17 protein-coding genes and 4 pseudogenes are annotated in these 20,471 nt (G+C 45.2%); 6 read left to right on the plus strand and 15 right to left on the minus strand.

The genetic code is table 11. The features are described from left to right. Positions 1–38 precede the first annotated feature (38 nt). The 8 genes from E1757_RS28200 to E1757_RS28240 form a co-directional block, all read right to left on the minus strand. Positions 39–1,238 carry an NAD(P)/FAD-dependent oxidoreductase gene (locus tag E1757_RS28200; protein WP_133234510.1) on the minus strand — a complete coding sequence of 400 codons (1,200 nt, stop codon included), beginning with the start codon at positions 1,236–1,238 and terminating at the stop codon, positions 39–41. A 353-nt stretch (positions 1,239–1,591) separates the two neighbouring features. Next, a complete protein-coding gene (sigJ, locus tag E1757_RS28205; protein ID WP_133234704.1) occupies positions 1,592–2,452 on the minus strand; it encodes an RNA polymerase sigma factor SigJ in 861 nt (286 codons plus the stop codon). 56 nt (positions 2,453–2,508) lie between these two features. Continuing rightward, positions 2,509–3,693 carry an NAD(P)/FAD-dependent oxidoreductase gene (locus tag E1757_RS28210; RefSeq protein ID WP_133234512.1) on the minus strand — a complete coding sequence of 395 codons (1,185 nt, stop codon included), beginning with the start codon at positions 3,691–3,693 and terminating at the stop codon, positions 2,509–2,511. A gap of 552 nt (positions 3,694–4,245) precedes the next feature. Continuing rightward, entirely contained in the window at positions 4,246–4,893 is a 648-nt protein-coding gene (locus E1757_RS28215; RefSeq protein ID WP_133234514.1) for a class I SAM-dependent methyltransferase, read from the minus strand. A 141-nt stretch (positions 4,894–5,034) separates the two neighbouring features. Then, positions 5,035–5,514 (minus strand): DinB family protein, encoded by a 480-nt coding sequence (locus E1757_RS28220; protein WP_133234516.1) that lies wholly within the window; start codon positions 5,512–5,514, stop codon positions 5,035–5,037. Between the two features lie 235 nt (positions 5,515–5,749). Then, positions 5,750–6,373: a glycerol-3-phosphate 1-O-acyltransferase PlsY gene (plsY, locus tag E1757_RS28225; protein WP_133234518.1), complete on the minus strand. Its 624-nt coding sequence runs from the start codon at positions 6,371–6,373 to the stop codon at positions 5,750–5,752. A 1,176-nt stretch (positions 6,374–7,549) separates the two neighbouring features. Beyond that, positions 7,550–7,984: a DUF1801 domain-containing protein gene (locus E1757_RS28235; RefSeq protein ID WP_133234522.1), complete on the minus strand. Its 435-nt coding sequence runs from the start codon at positions 7,982–7,984 to the stop codon at positions 7,550–7,552. A gap of 231 nt (positions 7,985–8,215) precedes the next feature. Beyond that, the gene (locus E1757_RS28240) at positions 8,216–8,404 is read right to left on the minus strand and encodes a dihydrofolate reductase family protein (protein ID WP_246079604.1); all 189 of its coding nucleotides are present in this window, start codon (positions 8,402–8,404) and stop codon (positions 8,216–8,218) included. A 156-nt stretch (positions 8,405–8,560) separates the two neighbouring features. Between E1757_RS28240 and E1757_RS28245 the strand changes: the two genes are divergently transcribed. Further along, positions 8,561–9,256, plus strand: coding sequence for a glycosyltransferase (locus E1757_RS28245; RefSeq protein WP_281282547.1), 696 nt, complete (start codon positions 8,561–8,563; stop codon positions 9,254–9,256). Between the two features lie 202 nt (positions 9,257–9,458). Here E1757_RS28245 and E1757_RS28250 read toward each other — a convergent pair whose 3' ends face one another. The 4 genes and pseudogenes from E1757_RS28250 to E1757_RS28265 form a co-directional block, all read right to left on the minus strand. After that, complete coding sequence (locus E1757_RS28250) at positions 9,459–9,755, minus strand: RNA polymerase alpha subunit C-terminal domain-containing protein (RefSeq protein ID WP_133234526.1); 297 nt, start codon at positions 9,753–9,755, stop codon at positions 9,459–9,461. A 262-nt stretch (positions 9,756–10,017) separates the two neighbouring features. Then, positions 10,018–10,869, minus strand: coding sequence for an aldo/keto reductase (locus E1757_RS28255; RefSeq protein ID WP_133234528.1), 852 nt, complete (start codon positions 10,867–10,869; stop codon positions 10,018–10,020). 113 nt (positions 10,870–10,982) lie between these two features. Continuing rightward, positions 10,983–11,864 (minus strand): annotated as a pseudogene (locus tag E1757_RS28260) (aldo/keto reductase). Positions 11,865–12,015: 151 nt separating this feature from the next. Further along, on the minus strand, positions 12,016–13,023 hold the full coding sequence (locus tag E1757_RS28265; protein ID WP_133234530.1) for an aldo/keto reductase: 1,008 nt from the start codon (positions 13,021–13,023) through the stop codon (positions 12,016–12,018). 288 nt (positions 13,024–13,311) lie between these two features. On the opposite strand from E1757_RS28265, the gene E1757_RS28270 reads away from it, so the two are divergent. Next, a complete protein-coding gene (locus tag E1757_RS28270) occupies positions 13,312–14,229 on the plus strand; it encodes an AraC family transcriptional regulator (protein WP_133234532.1) in 918 nt (305 codons plus the stop codon). Between the two features lie 494 nt (positions 14,230–14,723). Here E1757_RS28270 and E1757_RS28275 read toward each other — a convergent pair whose 3' ends face one another. Next, positions 14,724–15,293, minus strand: coding sequence for a dihydrofolate reductase family protein (locus tag E1757_RS28275; protein WP_133234534.1), 570 nt, complete (start codon positions 15,291–15,293; stop codon positions 14,724–14,726). Between the two features lie 918 nt (positions 15,294–16,211). Here E1757_RS28275 and E1757_RS28280 point away from each other — a divergent pair. The 4 genes and pseudogenes from E1757_RS28280 to E1757_RS37325 all read left to right on the plus strand — a co-directional run. Beyond that, positions 16,212–16,548: pseudogene (locus E1757_RS28280) on the plus strand (aspartate 1-decarboxylase). A gap of 38 nt (positions 16,549–16,586) precedes the next feature. Then, positions 16,587–17,327: a YheC/YheD family protein gene (locus E1757_RS28285; protein WP_246079605.1), complete on the plus strand. Its 741-nt coding sequence runs from the start codon at positions 16,587–16,589 to the stop codon at positions 17,325–17,327. Between the two features lie 575 nt (positions 17,328–17,902). Continuing rightward, the gene (locus E1757_RS28290; protein ID WP_133234536.1) at positions 17,903–18,679 is read left to right on the plus strand and encodes a YheC/YheD family protein; all 777 of its coding nucleotides are present in this window, start codon (positions 17,903–17,905) and stop codon (positions 18,677–18,679) included. 127 nt (positions 18,680–18,806) lie between these two features. Then, positions 18,807–19,014, plus strand: a pseudogene (locus tag E1757_RS37325) (transposase); the annotation flags it as partial. Between the two features lie 112 nt (positions 19,015–19,126). Here E1757_RS37325 and E1757_RS28300 read toward each other — a convergent pair. Beyond that, positions 19,127–19,273, minus strand: a pseudogene (locus tag E1757_RS28300) (IS110 family transposase); the annotation flags it as partial. A 129-nt stretch (positions 19,274–19,402) separates the two neighbouring features. Then, positions 19,403–20,467 carry an undecaprenyldiphospho-muramoylpentapeptide beta-N-acetylglucosaminyltransferase gene (locus tag E1757_RS28305; protein WP_133234538.1) on the minus strand — a complete coding sequence of 355 codons (1,065 nt, stop codon included), beginning with the start codon at positions 20,465–20,467 and terminating at the stop codon, positions 19,403–19,405. Between the last annotated feature and the right edge of the window lie 4 nt (positions 20,468–20,471).

Genomic DNA, 20,471 nt, shown 5'->3' on the forward strand with positions numbered 1-20,471 from the left:
ACCTTCTCTGGGCTGTTAGACATAATGCAATCTTGGTCTCATGTTTTTTGTCGAAGCTTACTGCCTGCATCCCATGCAGCATTCCTGAATTTCCACGCAGGTTTTCCCGTTACAATTATATTAAGTCCCCATTTGCGTCCCCACACCAATCCGCGATTTTCCCCCAGGCCGATGCAGAATAGATCCAACGGCGCCGATTTGTGAATCGGCGCGGGGCGGCCCTCCAGATCGGCCATCACGATTTTCCCCAGTCGATCTTCCTGTATCGCTACTTCTGCGCACCTCATCGCAGCTACCTTGCCGGTTTTTGGATCGACGATTCTCGCACAGTCGCCAATGCTGTATATGCACGGTGCCCCTTGGACGCGATAACATTCATCCACTAGCACTTGGCCATCAGGAGTAAGTGGTAAGCCCATCGTGCGAAGGGTCGGATTCGAAATCAGACCAATCGTCCATATACATAGACCAACCGGCAGACGATCGCCATTGCTGAGCGTCATCACTCCTGCTTCCTCCCGCATCACCTTACGGTTGTAAAGCACTGTCACTCCACATTCACTGAGTATCTGATCCAATTTTCGTCCAACTTTCTCGGGTCCTTCCATGAACAATCGTTCCTGTCCACTCACCAAATAGACAGAAATATCGGACGGGTTTAGTCCTAGAGACGATGCTTCCTTCTGCATCTCAAGTGCCAGTTCAGAGGACGTCTCGATGCCGCTGATGCCCGCTCCCGCAACCGCGACCGTCAACAAACGTTTACGTTCTTTAGAATTTGTCTCACCGGCAGCCTTCCGCAGGTTGGCGCGCCAGCGCTCCCGGATGACTGCCGCGGTTTGCAGATCGGTTAAAGAAATGCCACCCTGATCAAGATCCGGTTGCCGAACGACGCTACCGACCGCCACGACTAAAAGGTCATAACGAATTCGGGCATTATTTCCTTGCGCATCCTCATATCGAATCTGTTTTTCCCTACTATCCACTGACGTAACCGTACCTTGCACGAATTCGACTCCTTCTGAAAACCCATAATGCGTCCAGGGAATCATTATTTCTTCCTCGCCAACGGCCGGCCGGAACAACAGTATTTTGCGCACATGACCTGGCTGCTTGTCTAACAGAACAAACCGAATCCGCCGTCCGTTCGCCATGCCCCAGGTCTCTTCCTTTATTGCTTTGAGCGCTCCAAGCCCTGCATGGCCACCTCCGATGATTATACATGTCAAGTCGTTCATCTTTCCACAGCTCCTTTTTACGTTTTGCACATATAACAATGTAAGGCTCTGATTTGTGACATCGGAAACGAACGAATGGGAAACCTTGCATGGGCCCGTTTAATCAGCCGTTCTTTCGTGCCAGTTTGTTGAGTAAATCTGCCAGAAAGTTGAGCGAAGGGCTGCCACACGGCAGCCCTTTCGTCACTTAACTCTCGTATCCCTTTAGCTTAATGATCCTTGGCTTATGTTTGTGATACGGTTCTCCGCGCTGTCTTTAACGGCAAGCATTAGAGCCATCCTTTGTGGGATGGCCCTTACTTTGTAAATTATTTAACTTTGAAGGAGACTTGGAAAAATCCGCAGTCGACTGACTAAATCCGGGCAAGCTTATCCGGGTTTCGTACGGCATACAATCTGGCAATCTTTCCGAGTCGGAGATGTATAAATATAGCGGCCAAAGTTTCGTCCTTCGAACGAATTACTATACCGTTTTCACCGTTTAAATGAGCAGCCTCGAGGTGAAGTCTTTCCTGATAATTCCCTATGCTCTGGAATCCGTCGAGCAGGGCTCTGGCCACATGATCGCGAGTCTGTATCGGACGCTTATACGCGGTTGCTTTTCCGCCTCCGTCAGCGACGAGCATGACGTCTTCGGTCAACAGAGACATCACATGATCAACGTTACCTTGCTCGAGGGATGCGAGGAACCGGCTAACCCATTCATGTTCGACCGCTTCGGCCGCGACTGGCTCATCTTCGGATATTCCCATCTTGCTTTTTGCCCGGCTCATTAATTTGCGGCAATTCGCCTCTTGCTTGCCCAGCAGTTCGGCTATTTCGGGATAATCGAAGCCCAGCGCCTCACGCAGGACGAAAACTGTCCGCTCTGTCGGAGATAACCGCTCGAGTAGTACGAGCATAGCGTAAGATAGCAGATCGCGGCGGACGACCGTCATCTCGAGCTGATCCGCCTCCGGCGTCCGAATCGGTTCAGGGAGCCAGGGACCGACGTACATCTCCCTCTTCTTCCTCGCCGACTTTTGCAGATTGAGGCAGCGATTGGTTACCATCTTGCACAAATACGCTTTCGGCTCCTCCAAACGTTCGGGATGTACGTCGCACGCCTTAACAAATACATCCTGCACCGCATCTTCCGCGTCTTCCGCGGAGCCAGTCAACTGATAAGCCAATGTGAACAGAAGCGCTCTATATTGATCGTACAGTTCCTCCATCCGCCGTCTCACCTTCTCCGAGCTATTAGACATATATCAACTTGGTCCTTTTGTTTCTATCGGAGCCAGCTAGCAAAATCCCATCCCAGCTTTTTGACTTTCCACGCAAGCTTCCCCGTTATGATGATATCAAGTCCCCATTTGCGTACCCACATCAACCCGCGATTTTGCCCAAGGCCGATGCCGAAGGTATCCAAAAACGATTTGTGAACCGGCGCGGAACGGCCCTCCAGATCAGCCATCATGATTTTTCCCAGTCTTAACGCCTGCGGCCCAGCTTCTTTGCACGTCATCTGATCTGCCTTGCCGGTACTCGGATCGACGATTCTCGCACAATCGCCAATGCTGTATACGCCCGACATCCCTTGGACGCGATAACATTCATCCACCAGCACTTGACCATCAGAAGTAAGCGGCAAGCCCATGCTGCGGAGGGCCGGATTCGGTATCAGACCAATCGTCCATATACATAGGCCAGCCGGCAGACGATCACTATTGCTCAACGTCAACACTCCTGCTTGCTCCCGCATTGCCTTACGATTGTGAAGCACTGTCACTCCACATTCTCTGAGCGTCATCTCCAACTTTCGTCCAGCTTTTTCCGGCCCTTCTGGGAACAGCCGCTCGTTCGCATTTAACAAATAGACGGAGATATCGGATGGGTTCAGTCCTAGTGCCGCCGATTCCTTCCGCATGGCGATCACCAGCTCGGCGGACGACTCGATGCCGCTGATACCCGCCCCCGCAACCGCGATTGTCATTAGTCGCTTTCGTTCCTCAGGGTTCGTCTCGGCGGCAGCCTTCCGCAGATTGTCACGCCAGCGCTCCCGGATGTCTGCCGCCGCTTGCGGGTCGGTCAAGGCGATCCCTCCCTTCTCGGGATCCGGTCGACGAACAATGCTTCCGACCGCTACGACTAAAAGGTCATAATGAATTCGGGCATCATTTCCTTGCGCATCCGTATATCGAATCCGTTTTGCCTCGCTATCTACGGAAGTAACCGTACCTTGCAAGAATTCGACTCCTTCTGAACAATAACGCGTCCAGGGAACCATAATCTCTTCCCCGCCTGCGGCCGGCCGGAACAACATCACTTTGCGCACGTGACCGGGCTGCTTGTCGATCAGAACAAACCGAATACGCTGTCCGTTCGCCATGCCCCGGGTCTCTTCCTTTATTGCTTTGAGCGCCCCAAGCCCTGCGTGGCCGCCTCCAATGATCATACACGTCAAGTCGTTCATCTCTGTTCATCTCCTTTACATTTTTCACACATATAACAACGTAAGGATCTGATTTGTGACAGTGTAAACGAGCGTAGACTGTTCAAAAGCATTTTTTGAGTTGATCCCTTCCATCAAACGGTGGAGGGGCTGTTTGCTTTCACATGTATGGGACTAGTTATGTTAGATAGACTTATCGAGTGAATCAATTTGACCAGAAACAACAGGTTTATCAAAAAATATAAAATAACCTAAATATAAACCAATCAGAATTACACATACCAAAAAAATATCTACAATACGTTTAATATTTCTTTAGACACGCGTCCACAAAGCTGCCTTTCAAAGCGGCAGTTTTATCCTGATGTGCATTATTGTATTATCGTACCCGTTTAGCTTAACATTTAATTGACCCCGCATCCTTTTTTCTTCCAATATACATGAAGTGTTCAGCTAAACTCATTAGGTCATCACGTTCAGATACTTGCTCTGCCAAGTCCAACCAAGCATTTATTACTTCAGGTGATTGTGCAAGAAGTTCAGGTTCTCGTAAATATAAAAAGCTTTCGCAGTTCACCATATGTAGTTTTTCAAGTTCGAATTTACAAAAAATGGAAGTACATCCGTTGGGCGGATATAAAAATTCTCCGTAAATCCATGCCCGGCAAAATTAACGTCATCACGAATAATATTGAGTTCTGATTTTCTTTCTTCCTTGAGAATCAAACCTGGATTGCGAATGAGATAATCCCAAACGAATGAAAAAGAAGAGACAAATGATACGAAAAGAAGCCCATTAGGTTTTAATTTTTTCAAACATTCGTTTATCGTTTTTACCCTGTCGTTCTCTTCTTTTAGATGATACATCGGTCCCATGCATAGTATGTGGTCAAAATATCCATCATTAAAAGCCGTTAAATCACGGCTATCTGCGCAAATAGCATTAAGAGGCAATCCAAGCTCTTGTGCCTTATTCAGCGCAAATTCTACATTGTTTTGAGAAAGGTCGGCAAGTGTTACATCGCAGCCAAGTTCTGAAAGGTAGAGTGAATACTTCCCTGGTCCGCCTCCGAGGTCTAATACGCGGTCTGTCGGCTTAACGTATCGGATCATGTATCGTTTGCTAAGCTCGTACTCCACTTTGTGGCGATCCAACCGATTCCACTCGTAATGTACGGTTTCATCATAAAATCTTTTTACAATTTCAACGTTATCATCCACGGGAACGCTCTCCTCATTAATTTACTAGATTATACCACTAATTTAGAACAAATGGGTTGTTACGCATAACTTCCGTTAGCGCAACGCGGCTACCGATCCATGCCGGAAACCGCGTTCTATTTATTTATTATGCTTTCGACATTAAATATCGAATAACCCTCTGCCTATCAAATTTGCAGTAACCGGCTTCTTTCGGATTTCTCGCGACCATATGGACAATTGACCGATATGGTGGATCTCGTGAGCGATCACGTGCCGCATAACTTCACCGTATTTATGGGCTTCCCGTTCCCCTTCATCCGTAATATCAATCATAATGCGATCCTCCAGACTGTCATTCCAATCATAAACAAATAGAGCGACCTCCAAGTGGCAGCGGGCGGAAAAATCCTTAATTTGCTGCAAACCGGCCACTTTCTCGAACGGAGGGATGTCAACCGCTTTTTCTTGTATTCCACCACATATCCAACCATACTCGACAGCCACAATGTGGTGCAGCGTGGGGAGGATGCCTCCTATGCCGCCGACGCGTCTTTTCAACAACTCTTCCCCGCTCACCTTATCGCACCAGTCAAACCAATCTTTGCGAACTTGCCAGTTATACTCGAATAGCTTCAACATGCCGCAGCCTCCTCCTGTAACATTTGTTACTCCTACCATGATTCGCGATACAGTCCCGCTATCCTGCCCTTTCATTCAACAAAACAAGCAGGCTGCCGCGGCACCTGCTCTTTATTTTGCTATTCAACTATCATTATCTGTTAGCTTAATGATTTTTGGAAAAATTGACTGTGGACCTTACCTCAATAAAATAGACAGCTAGAATCCCTCATTTACAACCAACGCAGCGAAAAAGTCAAAAAGTAAGTTTATTTTCTGTTCCTGAAAGCAGCCTTTGTATATTTCCCATATGCCTGAAAATAACCATAAACGCCATTAGGCATGCAAATATATAAAAATATAAGGTATTCCCAAAAACGGGAATAAATGAAATGGCCGCAAAAAGCAATGTAGAGCATATTGTGCCTAAAGAAACATAGCGGGTTAAGGCTACTATTATCACAAAAAGGCCAAGGGACAAAAGGGCCATAACCCAGTCAACCATAAACAGCACAGCCACTGCTGTAAGTGCTCCCTTGCCTCCTTTAAACCCAAAATATACTGGCCAGTTATGCCCTATCACGGCTCCTGCGCCTGCCGCTAAAAGGCTTACACAATCATTAGCCTCTCCTGAATAAAAGTAAACTCCAAGGAACAAGCCTATAAAACAAGCAATTATTCCTTTTAATATATCTCCCGCAAGAACAAACACCGCAGCTGATTTCCCAAGAACTCTCAGAGTATTGGTAAGCCCGGCGCTTTTGCTTCCATGGCTTCGTATGTCCTTGCCGTATATTTTCCCTACAATCACCGCTGTATTAAGGCTGCCTAAAAGGTAGCCCAAAGCTAAGGCCGCAAAAAGCTTTAAAATATCAATCATCACTTTTCTTCTCCTTTACACAGACCTGATTACCGATATATTCCATACGATTACTAAATAATCCTGCCTAATAGCTTAATAAAAACAAGTAGCAGCTGCCGCGGCAGTACTGCTCCTTGTTTTGTTCAACTATCGTTCCCGTTAAGTATGTATCTACTTACTTGGGGTGATGTCTAGAGTGTCTCGTACGATGTTGAATTTACTGCAATTCCTGTGTTGATGTTGCCTTCACTGTATTCATCGAGATTAAGCTCCAGTTTAATTTCTGTTTCTTTTGTTTTTCTGTTAATTAATGCCTCTCGCACCATAACAAACTCACTTCTGCGCACTTACGTATACTGCCCAATAGCTTAACGAAGCTGTATATCGTTGCCACGTAACAGTTTGATGGCGCTATCGTTATCCGTTTATAAACCTGAAATCCTGATTGGCTCTGTTGGTTCAAGCCTATTTTACATTTTTCAACGAACGGAATTTGACATTGATCATACAATACATAGTCAAATGTCTATTTTCTAAATTATGAATGGAGGAGAATATGTGAATAGTCAACCTTTAAGAAGCTTTGGAGGAGGTATGCCTCCTGGCGGTATGCCGTTCGGAGGTATGCCATTCGGTGGCATGCCATTCGGTGGTATGCCATTCGGTGGTATGCCATTCGGCGGTATGCCCTCTGGCGGTATGCCATTCGGCGGTATGCCATTCGGGGGTATGCCCTCTGGTGGTATGCCATTCGGGGGTATGCCCTCTGGTGGTATGCCATTCGGCGGTATGCCCTCTGGCGGTATGCCATTCGGCGGTATGCCATTCGGCGGTATGCCCTCTGGCGGTATGCCATTCGGCGGTATGCCATTCGGGGGTATGCCCTCTGGTGGTATGCCATTCGGCGGTATGCCCTCTGGCGGTATGCCCTCTGGTGGTATGCCCTCTGGTGGTATGCCATTCGGCGGTATGCCCTCTAGCGGTATGCCCTCAGGCAGACAGGAAATCATTTCTTTCGGTTCCCCGGACAAGTAACCTTCACCTGTTGTTTGGCTGCCCATTACTTCAACGAAACCAGGGAGCAATTGCCACGGCAATCTGCTCCCGGTTATTCCACACAATGCGGCTGCCGATCTATACGGCAGCCGCGTCTTAGTTGTTTTATTGAACTATCGTATCCGTTTAGTTTAGCGGTTATTCTTTCATATCGCCATTTGGGTAAGTCTCTTTCAGAAACTTTACAGATTGGCTAATCAATGCCTTCAATACATCAACATCAATGTCGGCTACTTTGTTGATGTAGACGCAGGCTTTCCCTGAAGTATGTTTTCCGAACTTCGGCAATAACACATCTCGCTCCGTGTCGCCTGTCGCAAAATACAGACTGATCTTGGCTTTTCTAGGTGAAATGCCAACTAACGGTGCGTCACCTTCGTGACCAGATTGGTATTTGTAGTGATACGAACCAAAGCCAATGATACTCTGTCCCCACATCTTCGCTGGGTAACCTGTCGTTTCGGTGAATGTATCTAACAATTTGTAGGCGTCCTCACGCTTCTTAAGATTTTCGACATTCTCAATAAACTCAATGACGCTGCTGTCGGTTTCTTTTGTTTTCTGTTCATACATAGATAAGTACTCCCCCTTACTTTTCACAATGTAAGAATTCAAAGTTAAAGTATCATGTATGCAGAACGGCTGTCAAAAAAACGGAGTCGACCCGCAGCCTTCTCCTGATGTTTGAGCTATCGTTCCCCGTTAGCTTAACAAACTGATGTAGGGTTGTCTGTTTCCTTCGCTCATCGTATTGACCTCCTGCTCCACCGTATCAGTGCCAAGCCGCGGTTATCAGCCAAGCAGTCAACGAAAGGGTGTGTAGCGGAGCAGCACGATGCCAGAGCCGAAAGGTTTGGTCCCGGTCAGCTTCAGGTCCAGTCGATCACGAATTCCCCCCAACAATTGGGGGCCACGTCCGGCAACGATGGGCTGTACCACGAAGTGATACTCATTCACCAATCCCAGTTGTGCCAGGGTGTACGTTCCTTTCACATTCCGTTGCTCCTTTAGCTTATGTCGAAACCGGTACAATGGATTGGGTTACAAACGGGAACAGCCGCCGTTACTCTGTAAAGATGATTACATATATTAATTCCAAAAATAGTAATTAGTTCAATTTAATCTATGGGACGAAAGGGATGGTAAACGTTGGTTTCCATTATCGCTTGTACGGAGCGGCCTTCATTTATGAACAATGTATTCGCGAATTATGAACGGCAAAGTTATAAAAATAAAGAAATGATCATTGTTTTAAACCGGGATGACATGGACATTAATAAGTGGAGAAGAAAAGCAAGCCAATATAAGAATGTGTCTGTTTATCAAGTCCCTCAGAGATATCAGCTGGGCAAATGTTTAAATTTTGGCATTCAGAGGGCAAAACATAGCATTATAGCAAAATTCGATGATGATGATTATTATGGCCGCTACTATTTGGTAGAGTCCGTCAATAAAATGCGTAGACAAAACGTTCCCGTCATTGGGAAAAATGCCTGCTTTATATATTTTGAACCCAAAAAAGCACTTATGTTATATAGAGGAGGCGGACAAAACCGATATCGGGGCATGATTAAGGGCGGTACGTTGATGTTTAAGAAATCTGTGTGGAATAATGTAAAGTTTAATGAAAAAAAGCTGCATGGAAGTGATGTTGCTTTTTTGAGCGGATGCAGAAAAAAAGGATATAAAATTTATTCCGTGTCGAAATATAATTATGTTTGTGTGAGGAGAAAAAATGTAAATTCTCATACTCAAAAAACATCCACGAAAGAATACATGGGCAGGTGCAAATTAGTCAGGTATACGAACCGCTATATTCCATATGTTGCTAAAAAAGTTTTGTAACGGCATGTGCCACGGTCCAGTCAATCTGGGCCGATTTTTTTATACCGGATTGTCCAAGGTCAATATTGCTGCTGTTTCATAAGTTAGTAGCAGACAAGTTACCCGTTAACTTAATGACTTGTGATACGATTCTGAGATTTTTTCTTTAGGCAGTATATTTCTGGTGATCGAAGCTGGAGTAACGGTTAATCTGATCGACATGTTATTTCGATTTCTTAAATGATAAACCAAACTCCTCCATTGCGATTCTTAGCTTTGGAATCGTACTCGGACCGACTCCATGTAGCTTCAAGATATCCGTCTCAGCATACTCTGACAGGCGTTGGAGTGAGGTAATATCGTTCCGTTCAAGAGCCCTTCGGGCAGGTGCACCTATCTTGGAGAGAAAATCACTCTCGATCACTCTTTCTGCCTCGCATATAGGACATGTTGGGCAATCAGAGCTTTTATAGTAGTTGTGACCATTTTTACAAGTCCTCAAGGTTGTATTATTTGCCATCGTAATTGTCCTCCTTTTCATGAAAACCCTTTATTTCCAAGTATAACATTTTGGAGTTTATTAAGTTTCTCATAAATTGCTTGATTGTACGTTTGGTTGGTTAGCTTACGCAGCTCAAAGACACGAGGGATGCTCTATCAATGTCTTCAGTTTGTTGACGGCTGAACTGTCCGCCCCTGTACATTCACAGCGTCAAAGTTTTGCCTAATTTTCACGCCGAATAATCTGTGCGGAAGGAATGTATCTTGCGTTGGACTATATATTAAAACTTTCTTACCATGCTGGTTAAACGTTCAACGTGTTCAGGATCATAATGTGAAAAGAACAAAGTTTCTCCTCTATCTAAAGCAGCAATGGCATCCATATCCTCATTTGATAAATCAAAATCAAATACATCAATATTCTGTTTCATTCTTTCCTTATTCACCGTTTTAGGAATCACTGATACACCAATTTGGATCAAGTATCTCAAAGCGACTTGAGCACTGGATTTATTGTATTTATCTCCAATTGCGTTTAATGTTTCATTACTGAATAAGTTGTTTTTTCCTTCCGCAAAAGGTGCCCAGGCCTGGATTTGCACTCCATATTTCTTCATAATTTCTCGAGCCTTTACTTCTTGATTAAATACATGTGTTTCAACCTGATTTACTGCTGGAACAACTTCATTGTATTTTATCAGGTCGACTAATCTGTCCGGATAGAAATTACTTACACCTATTGCTCTCAATTTTCCTTCCTTATTTAGTTCTTCCATTGCACGATATGTTCCATAGTAATCATTAAACGGCTGATGAATTAATAATAAATCTACATAATCAAGCTGAAGTCTTTCTAATGATCCTTCGATAGATTTTTTTGCATTTTCGTATCCATAAGTGGAAATCCAGATCTTTGTAGTAATGAATAATTCCTCTCTTGGAACCCCGCATTTTCTAATAGCTTTTCCTACAGCCGCTTCATTGCCGTAGCCCTGAGCAGTGTCGATTAAGCGGTAACCTACCTCTATTGCATCCAGTACACACCTTTCACATTGTTCATGATCTGGAATTTGGAACACACCATATCCCAAAATTGGCATTTTCACACCATTGTTTAATTCTACGTACCTCATACCGATTTCTCCTTTATTAATATTTGTTTTTAATTAATCACGAATAAAATTTTGTCGTTGGACCTGTTAAGTCTTCTGGTGTCTCAACAATCGGAACAAATTCTTGTCATTTTTCAGTTTGCTCCAACTACTGGATGAGGAACATACGGTTCTTCCAATACGCAACTTCTTCAGGTGTTAACTTCACCGAAAGTGAACCTAACGCATCCTCAAGGTGAGTCAACTTCGACTTCGTTGCCCCTACAATAGGTGCTGTTACCGGTTGTTTTTGCAACAACCAAGCAAGTGCGATTTGTGATCGGGGAACTCCATGTTTATTTGCCAGTTCCGCCGCGCGATCCACAATAGATTGATCAGCATCTGCCATCGCATCGTATTTTCTTTTTTGAACTTGATCGGTTTCGGAGCGATGAGTTGTTTCCCCACGATCACGCGTCAATCTTCCTGATGCAAGCGGACTATATGGAATCACACCGATTTTTTCTTCCCTACAAGTGGCAGCATCTCGCACTCCTCTTCACGATATATGAGATTTAAATGGTTCTGCATGGATACAAACCGTGTCCATCCGTTTTTCTCTGCCACATGAAGTGCCTTTAGGAACTGCCACGCATACATCGCTGAAGCACCGATGTATCTTGCTTTGCCAGCTTTGACCACGTCGTGCATAGCTTCCATGGTCTCTTCGATGGGCGTATTGTAGTCCCAACGATGGATTTGATACAAATCAACGTAGTCGGTTCCCAATCTCTTGAGGCTTTTATCAATTTCACTCATGATTGCCTTTCGGGATAGCCCTGCACCATTTGGACCTTGGTGCATACGCCCCCAAACCTTCGTAGCGAGGACAATTTCATCCCGGTTGGCATAATCCTTTAGCGCTCGTCCAACAATTTCCTCGCTTGTTCCATCTGAATATATATTCGCCGTATCATACAACCAAGACAAATTCGGGACACATCTAAGCCTGTATTTCCGAGATTCACATATTCCATTTGATAGTTCCTCGCTCTCAAATAATATTGGTTCATTCAATTAAGAGCATAAATATCAATTTTACTAAGCTAGTTAGCCCGCTTGTTGTAAAATTCATCGCCCTCACTAATGTGAAGAAAGAAAATGGTCTTTCGGATATCTCAAGTGCTCTTAACTAAACTCGCGACGACGAGGCAATGAGAACCACAGTCCATCGAGCCATGCCAGTTCCTGTTCTGTTAATGTTAATTCATCCATGTCAGCAGCACGAAGACTCGCGTCCAATTGCTCTGGACGACTTGCACCAATGATTGCGGATGTGATTCCCGGTTGTTGTGTAACCCAGCGCAAGGCCGTCGTGACTGGATCAAAATTGTTCTCTCGGCACCAAGATTGGTATCGTTCAACAGCGTCGAATTGCGCCTCTTGCCAATAACGTTCCTGATACAACGAACCCGCATTGTTTCCGAGTCCGAAACGAGTCCCCTCTTCGACACTTGCATTTTTCGTATAGCGGCCCGTGAGCATGCCTCCCGCAAGTGGGTTGTAACTGATAATGCCAAGTCCTTCATCAAGTACCATCGGAACCAAGTCTTCCTCAATCATACGAAACAACAGATTGTAGCGCGGCTGAATGCTCACGATGCGGGCGTAATTTTTTCTGTCTGCAATTCCATTGGCTTTTGCCACTTGCCAAGCACGCCAATTGGATACTCCTATGTAACGGACCTTACCTTGCTCAACGAGATTATCAAACGCACGTAATGTTTCATCCATGGGAGTGCTCGGGTCAAATTGGTGAGCTTGATAGAGGTCGAGATAGTCTGTCTTTAGGCGGCGAAGGCTATCCTCAACGGCGGTTATGATATGCTTCCTACTTAACCCCCGATCATTTGCTCCAGGTCCCATCGCGCCGAAACACTTGGATGCCAGCACCACTTTGTCTCGTTTCCCCTCTAGCCATTCTCCTATAATCGACTCGGTTGCACCCGCGACGGCATAGGAAGCCCTCCCGATGGGATACACGTCTGCTGTGTCGATAAAATTCACACCGGCATCGAACGACTTATCAAGAATCTCGAAGGAGGTTTTTTTGTCAGCTTGATTGCCAAAAGTCATCGTGCCCAGACACAAATTCGTTACTTTTAATCCGGTATGTCCTAAAGAACGATTTTTCATAATAATTCACCTCTCCCAATATTGTTTTTACTTTCCTTTCATGGTTATCCCAAATTACCGTTCTTGATGTGAAGGACGAATAATCATCTCATTAAAGTAGCTACATCAGATGGTTGTTCAATTGCAAAAGCATTGCACCTTCATAAAAATATAATTTTATTATGCAACAAATTAAAAAGGGATCGTTATCCTATTTGTCTTAAATGATTGCCTAATTCTCTCAACACCTCTTACGCAAGAAGCGTATATGCTTTATAATTGAAAAGGATATAACACAAGGAGGCGCCTATGTCTGAAGAAATACTAAAACGGCAGGAAGAGCTCGCCAAACTGATTGCGCGTCATTCGGGACAGGACGGAGTTTACCAGACAAATATCCCATCTATATTTTTTATTCACCGCTCTAATGTGACCAGGGCAGTCTACGGAGTTTACAAGCCTTGCTTATGTTTCATAGCTCAAGGTGTGAAAGAAATATTGCTGGCGCAAGAGCGTTTTGAGTATGGTCCAGCCGATTATCTTATTTCATCCATGAACTTACCGGTAATCGGCCGGGTCATGCAGGCTTCTTCCGACGCTCCGTATGTCTGTTTCAAACTTGAATTTACACAGAATCAAATTTTAGAGGTTTTAAATGACTCTGAAATTCAAATAACCCCGAAAGAAAATGCTAAGCGTGCTATGTTTGTCGGTCAGATAGAGTTACCTATACTGGATGCGATACTCAGAGTAGCTCGTTTGCTTGACAATCCCAATGACATTCCGTACCTTGCACCTATCTATACAAGGGAAATTCTATACAGGCTTTTGCAAGGGCCATATGGGGTTACGCTGGCACAAATCGCAATGGAAGGAAGCAGCACCTATCGAATCAGGGAAGCTATCGAACAAATTATCAATAACTGTGATAAGCCTTTGCGAGTTGAAGAGCTTGCAGAAGTAGCCAGTATGAGTATTTCTTCGTTTCACAGGCACTTCAAAGAGGTAACCGCTATGAGCCCTATTCAATTTCAAAAACAGCTGCGATTGCAGGAAGCCCGGCGCCTTTTGTTATCCGAGTCAGCGGATGCCGCTGATGTCGCATTCCGGGTAGGCTATGAAAGCCCATCACAATTCAGCCGTGAATATTCCCGTATGTTCGGTTCTCCTCCAAGAGCAGACATAAAGCGCCTGAAGGAAAGGTATGACAATAAAGTACACGCATAATCCTCCTGCTCAGGAGGGAGCTTCCGAAATCCAAAGAACGCAATCTAACGGTAAAAACCGGACAGCTGCTCGGCTGTCCGTCCTCAAGAGGTTGGAATAGAGTCTTAAGATTCAACTAACTTTGTTATCACTATTTCTAGTCACAGGATCAAATATTTCAAGTGTTGGTTCACCGCCAGAACTAACGGAACGAACACAGAAGTATAATGAAAAACCACAAGGCGAGGGTTACCCGCATTGTGGCTATTAACTTACCAAATAGTGATTTTTGTCTCGTTAATAAACATTGCTGCTTCAGGCACTTCGTAATCCGCTTCTACCAGTGGAAGTGGCGATTTTGCCCCTGACTGAGATTCCAAGTCTATATTAATGCCGTTGATAACTTCTCTCAACTGTGGGAAACAATACATGTTGTTGTCCCAAATCGGCAAACGATATATGTTCTTGTCACCCGACAGCAGCCCTCGTACCCGTTAGCGGAACACCTTGTACGGCTATTTCTCCAACTCATAGCGGGCCGCGATAATGCCCGACTTGAGCGTTCGACTGGACAGCAGCTTGAGCCTGATTTTCTCGCCGCCGCCGTCGAATACCGATTTTCCGCCGCCCAGGACGACCGGACAAATTGTAAGCAGGAATTCATCGATCAGGCCGAGCTTAAGCAGCGTCTTCGCCGCTCCCGGGCTGCCGAAGATAACGAGATTTTTGCCGGGCTGCTCCTTGAGTACCTTGATTTCGTCTGCGATATTGTCCTTGATCAGCATCGTATTGTTCCATTCCACCTTGTCCATTGTGCCGGAAATGACGATCTTCTTAACATCCTGCACCCATTTGGCATGCTCCATACTGTGCCTCGACGCATTCGGATTGTCCAGCATCGTGGGCCAGTAGCTCTCCATCATGCGATATGTCGTGCGTCCGTAAACGGGAGCTCCGACTTCGGCTACGATCTCCTCGGCGTATTTCTCTAATTCCTCGTTGTACGGAATCCAATCGAGTCCTCCGTTCGAATCCGACGCATACCCGTCCAACGACACATGCATGAACAATACGAGTTTTCTCATGTCCGTTTCTCCTCCGATTTCGAATTTATTTGGTTCGATTTTTTTGGCCGTTGGCCCGCGTTTCATCCTGCTGTTACGTTCATTATAAATCATTACGTTACGTAAGGTTCAAGTGGAAATTTGAATTTTTTTGAAGACAACAATGTTGCGCAAAACTGCCAGTTAGTTCAACGAGCTGCCGAAGAAGCACGGCTACCTCACTTTTTCTCCCCTTGTACCGTTTTTTCAGTTATTGGAACTTTTCAAACTCATTAGCCTGTCAAAATTGATTGCCGTTGTCGATCCGAATGCTCAGGCAAAATTTGACCCGTTACGTACTGCTCCACATGCGATGGCAAGAATTCCTCCATGGCCGATAGATTAAATTGGTTGAACAAATCCCGGAAGCGAGCATTCAACACACTGGTAATATTCATTATTGATTGTGGTATCAAATTACGGTCTGATAGGCACATCAGCGCTAACGCAAAGTGAACGTTACTTGTACTGCAGCCTCCTTCATCCATTAATAGAATAAAAGGGCCTTGAATCTCTACGATTGAGAAATTCAAGGCCCTGTTCATTTCTCATCATAGAACATAAACTAATACGAACTCCAGCCGAGTTCAAATCAGCAAGCAATCGTACTCCCGCACTGCCGAATGTATGTAAAAGTTTTCCGTTTCCCATTTAAAGGGCTGCGTGGTTGATGGGGTTATAAAAGATCTCAGGATCCCTGGTTGTAATTGATTTCTTGCGCCCTGCCTATATTTTTACAATTCAAATACAATGCTTTATCATCTGTTTATTTTATATTGCTGACAAGCAAGAGCTGTGACTTTTGACTAACGTAGACAATCAAATAGGTAACCGCACAGTCCAGCGCCAATGCTGAAGCGTATGTATATGGTAAATACTTTCGTATTAGAAGACCGATCAATGCTTCGATTGATGCATAAAGGGAATATCTACCGAGCCACGTGACGGAAGCTGATCTAAATTATGTCGGAAGCATTACGATCGACACTGGACTCATGATAGAAGCGAACATTTGGAAAACGTATGCGCTCCCAGCGGCCGAAAACTCAGGAAAAATATGTTTGAACGGTCCCCCTGCCCCCTGTTCCAGCCTGGCGATATCGTGATCATCTTAAGCTTGGGGCTGATGGACGAATCTGAAATAGCCGCCCTTGAACCTAAGGTCGCTTTTGTCGAAGAGAAGAACCGAATCACTTCAGTTGAAACGAAAACCCTAGCTATTCCAGATCCACTTTGATTCACAAAACAAGCTTAAAGCAATTGGAGGTTGATCGTGTGAAAAAGGTAAAATATAAAATGGGAAAATTGGGAAAGTATAATTTCATGAAGAAATATAAAATGATAAGCTCATTTTTGCCGGACACTCGAAAAGCAACCTTGTCTAACATTAAAACTATGCTGAAATTGTATGGATCAGTTTACTTAAAACCTGATGAGGGAACAGGCGGTCATGGGATATATAAAATTACTAAGGAAAAAAATAGCTTTGTTTTACGCACCGGATCGAATGTACGTAATTTTAACTCATTAAATGTTTTATTTCATTCGATTCAAAGGAAATTAATTAGAGATAAATATATTGTTCAAGAAAGAATTGTATTGTTAAAATACAAAAATCGTCCGTTTGATATCAGAGTTATGGTACAAAAGAATAAAAAAGGAATGTTGGATGTTACTGGGATTATTGGAAGACAAGCGAAACGAAATAAAATAGTAACAAATTATCATTCGGGTGGAACTCCCTTACCTATAGATACCTTGCTCAAGTCACATCTGAATGATGAATCACGGAAACAGTACATTCAAAAAATTAAGAGTTTAGGGAAAAATGCAAGTGCTGTTCTTAATAAAAGTTATAGAAGTAAACGAGCATTCGGAGTTGATATAGCAATTGATCATAAAATGAATCCCTGGGTCTTGGAGATTAATACACAGCCTGATATGAGCATCTTTAACACTTTGAAGAACAAAACGATGTACAAAAGGATTCTCAGATACTCAGGAATTAAAAGATGAACAGTAAGTTGGAACTCCGTTTAGCGTAAAAACAACAACTGCCGCTGCGCCTGCATTTTTGCGATGCTCCTTTTCGAACCGTCGGGAATGTTATAATGTTCTTGTCACCCGACAGCCGCCCCCAACAACACAAACATACCTGTCGGAGGACAAGAATTATGCGCCGCTCCAGCTCTTTCCGGCGTTTGGCTCGCTCGCTTTCCTTGCGTTGGGTCCATTGGTAATAACCGCTTCGGGATACGTTGAAGATAGCACATAGCTTCGCAGATCCCGCAAGGCCTTGTCATCCGACTTCAGTTGGCCACTGCCCGGGAAGGCTTGCGCCCCACCCTGCTTGAATTCGGACACCCACCGATATACGGTATTGTCATGTAAACCTTTTCAAAATAAAGGTGAGGAATACTTATGGAACAGCACTTTGCTAGGATAAGCCATCTCGAAATGACCTACCCAAAAAAATCCTCCGCATAGTTCTCCCGTTCCCCGTGCCGGAGCGAGGGGACATTCGCGGAATTTGACAAGCGCACACGAACTTCCGCCAAGCCGGTCATATAGTACCGGGGAGGTGATTCATTGTGTTCAAAAAGAACTATCGCAGCCGCACTATCAGAGGCAAACTGCGGGTCTGCCGATATTTGTCCGCGAATCGTTCGCTGAAAAAAAACATTCCCCATACAAGACTGCTCACGCTCCCCAATATGAGAAAGATGACGGCTAGCCATTCCTCGCTTTATATCAAGCCAGATATCGGTTCGCTCGGAATCGGCATCTTCAAGCTGACGCGGACGCGAAACGGGTTCAAGCTGCGTTCCTCGCAGCGGGGCAAACGGAGTATCCGGTTCAAATCAACGTCTTCCGTTTACCGGCATATACTGGCGAAACGCCAGGGGCGAATGATTATTCAGAAGACAGTGCGACTTGACCGGGCGGGAGAAAGACCGTACGACATTCGCGTTATGGTGCAGCGTAAGCCGGGAGGAAGCTGGACATGTACCGGGATGGCGGCCAAGGTCGGACGGGCGGGCAAGATTGTAACCAATTATTATCAGGGCGGAGAACTAATGTCGATGGTGTCGCTGCATAATCGAAAAGGACTGCCGGAAGAACAAGGCAAGGCGCGCATCCGCCATTTAACCCGCAAAGCGCTGGACATCGTACGGACGCTAAGCGCCAAACGTTCGGGCATGCGCGAGATGGGCGTCGATTTCGCCTACGACCGAAGCGGGCGGCTTTGGGTGCTGGAAGTGAACAGCAACCATCCTCAATTCCATCCGTTCAAAAAGTTCGACCGAGCAGCATACGTCCGGATGATGCGTTACGCCCGCAGCTATGGCAGGAAAAGCGCAAAATAAGTAGTGCGAGGGCACTCGATAGTTGGGGTCTGTAAAATGAAATGTAAAACCATTGAAAAGATTTCAAATGGGACATAAGTTACATCAGATTATCCATTTCGGAGGTTGAGCAGATCCAGTATGTTGGCTCGTCTGCGTGAACAATTTGACGGGCTTCAGCCAAGCATCTCGGCATGTTATCCGAAAACAATTATTCAAAAGTGCATCGGCTGCGTTGCTGGAGTTGGAGCGGTTTGAAGAAACGTGGGGTGAAAAGTATCCCTTAATCGGTGAAGTCCTGGAGCCAGAACTGGAACGAGTTGTCCACTTTTTTCATGTACCCGACGGAGCTGCGCCCTTCTGGCTCATGTTTCTGGTCACTGTCTTGCCATAACGCTTAATTCGATTCAGCAATGTTTAGTCAGCTACCGTGACTCGATGTCAGGAAAAAGCTCTGAAGGATACCCCCCCGCGACTTACTACATCTGCAATAACAAGAGCATCCTTCGGATCGCTTTTAGAGGGAGAATTATCCCGATTCTCCTTATTTCTTTTGGTTGTCGCAGGATTCACCAGAACGAAGTTAATTTCTTTGATGGTAAGCCAGTTCCCGAGCCGGACCGAAATTGGCCGGATTTCGGATTCAGGCGCCGTATAAAGCCTTAGGTGTCTGTCACGGTTATAGTGTAGTTTATTTAAAATCGGAAAGAGTGTGACAATCGCCTACTAGCGAAATCAGGACGTTTAGCTGCTATACGTTTCAATCAGCTTGACAATCGTTTCTACCGCATTCGTTTCAAAGCGGGATGACATGGCTTCTTTGTAGGCTTCACACTTCACATAGAGCGTTTCAACACGTTCAACGAGGGATTCGGAGGTTAGCTCTTCTTCCGGAAGCACATCGGCGTAGCCGGCCTTTTGGAACGATTTAGCATTTAAAATTTGATCGCCTCTGCTCACCTGCAGCGAGAGTGGAATGAGAAGCATCGGTTTTTCCAATAAGAGAAATTCATAAATCGAAGTGGCTCCCGCCCGGGAAATTACCAAATCCGACATCGCCATGACATCCGGAAGCTCGTCAGAAATATACTCAAATTGTCTGTACCCTCTCTTGCCGGAGAGATCTTGGGAGACATTTCCATTGCCGCAAATATGTACAATTTGGAATTGTGCAAGCAACCTGTCCAGATTATCCCTGACGGCCTGGTTAATAACTTGAGAGCCAAGACTGCCGCCCATGATCAGAATAACAGGCTTCTGGGAATGAAAATCACAGAGGTGATAGCCTTTTGAAGCTTTCCCGTTTAAAATTCCCTCACGAATCGGAAGTCCCGTTAAAATCGCTTTTTGATCCTGCACATGCTGCATCGATTCCGGAAACGTGATACAAACCTTCGTTGCAAAAGGAATCGAAATTTTGTTGGCAAGTCCCGGCGTCATATCTGACTCATGGATAATGACCGGGATCTTGTTCATCCGGCTTCCAAGAACGACCGGGACGGAAACGAACCCGCCTTTCGAAAAAACGATGACGGGCTTCAAACGACGTAATAATCTATAAGACTCGTAAACGCCTTTAATGACTCTGAAAGGATCTTTGAAATTTTTGAGATCGAAATATCTGCGCAATTTCCCGGAGGAAATCGGATAAAAAGGAACGCCTTCGCGCTCGATAATGTCTTTCTCGATACCGGCGGCTGAACCGATGTAGCAGACTTCCCAGCCTAATTGCTGAAGCTTGCTCATCAGCGCGATGTTCGGCGTGACGTGTCCCGCCGAACCTCCTCCGGTAAAGACGATGGTTTTCATGCCA

This window comes from Paenibacillus piri, assembly GCF_004354045.1.
Taxonomy (GTDB): domain Bacteria; phylum Bacillota; class Bacilli; order Paenibacillales; family NBRC-103111; genus Paenibacillus_S; species Paenibacillus_S piri.

Bases quoted from the DNA above. Each gene is read 5' to 3' on its own strand.
- plsY (WP_133234518.1), bottom strand. From the start codon at position 6,373: ATGATTGATATTTTAAAGCTTTTTGCGGCCTTAGCTTTGGGCTACCTT.
- E1757_RS28270 (WP_133234532.1), top strand. From the start codon at position 13,312: ATGTCTGAAGAAATACTAAAACGGCAGGAAGAGCTCGCCAAACTGATT.
- E1757_RS28235 (WP_133234522.1), bottom strand. From the start codon at position 7,984: ATGTATGAACAGAAAACAAAAGAAACCGACAGCAGCGTCATTGAGTTT.
- E1757_RS28200 (WP_133234510.1), bottom strand. From the start codon at position 1,238: ATGAACGACTTGACATGTATAATCATCGGAGGTGGCCATGCAGGGCTT.
- sigJ (WP_133234704.1), bottom strand. From the start codon at position 2,452: ATGGAGGAACTGTACGATCAATATAGAGCGCTTCTGTTCACATTGGCT.
- E1757_RS28305 (WP_133234538.1), bottom strand. From the start codon at position 20,467: ATGAAAACCATCGTCTTTACCGGAGGAGGTTCGGCGGGACACGTCACG.
- E1757_RS28255 (WP_133234528.1), bottom strand. From the start codon at position 10,869: ATGAGGTACGTAGAATTAAACAATGGTGTGAAAATGCCAATTTTGGGA.
- E1757_RS28250 (WP_133234526.1), bottom strand. From the start codon at position 9,755: ATGGCAAATAATACAACCTTGAGGACTTGTAAAAATGGTCACAACTAC.
- E1757_RS28275 (WP_133234534.1), bottom strand. From the start codon at position 15,293: ATGAGAAAACTCGTATTGTTCATGCATGTGTCGTTGGACGGGTATGCG.
- E1757_RS28265 (WP_133234530.1), bottom strand. From the start codon at position 13,023: ATGAAAAATCGTTCTTTAGGACATACCGGATTAAAAGTAACGAATTTG.
- E1757_RS28210 (WP_133234512.1), bottom strand. From the start codon at position 3,693: ATGAACGACTTGACGTGTATGATCATTGGAGGCGGCCACGCAGGGCTT.
- E1757_RS28220 (WP_133234516.1), bottom strand. From the start codon at position 5,514: ATGTTGAAGCTATTCGAGTATAACTGGCAAGTTCGCAAAGATTGGTTT.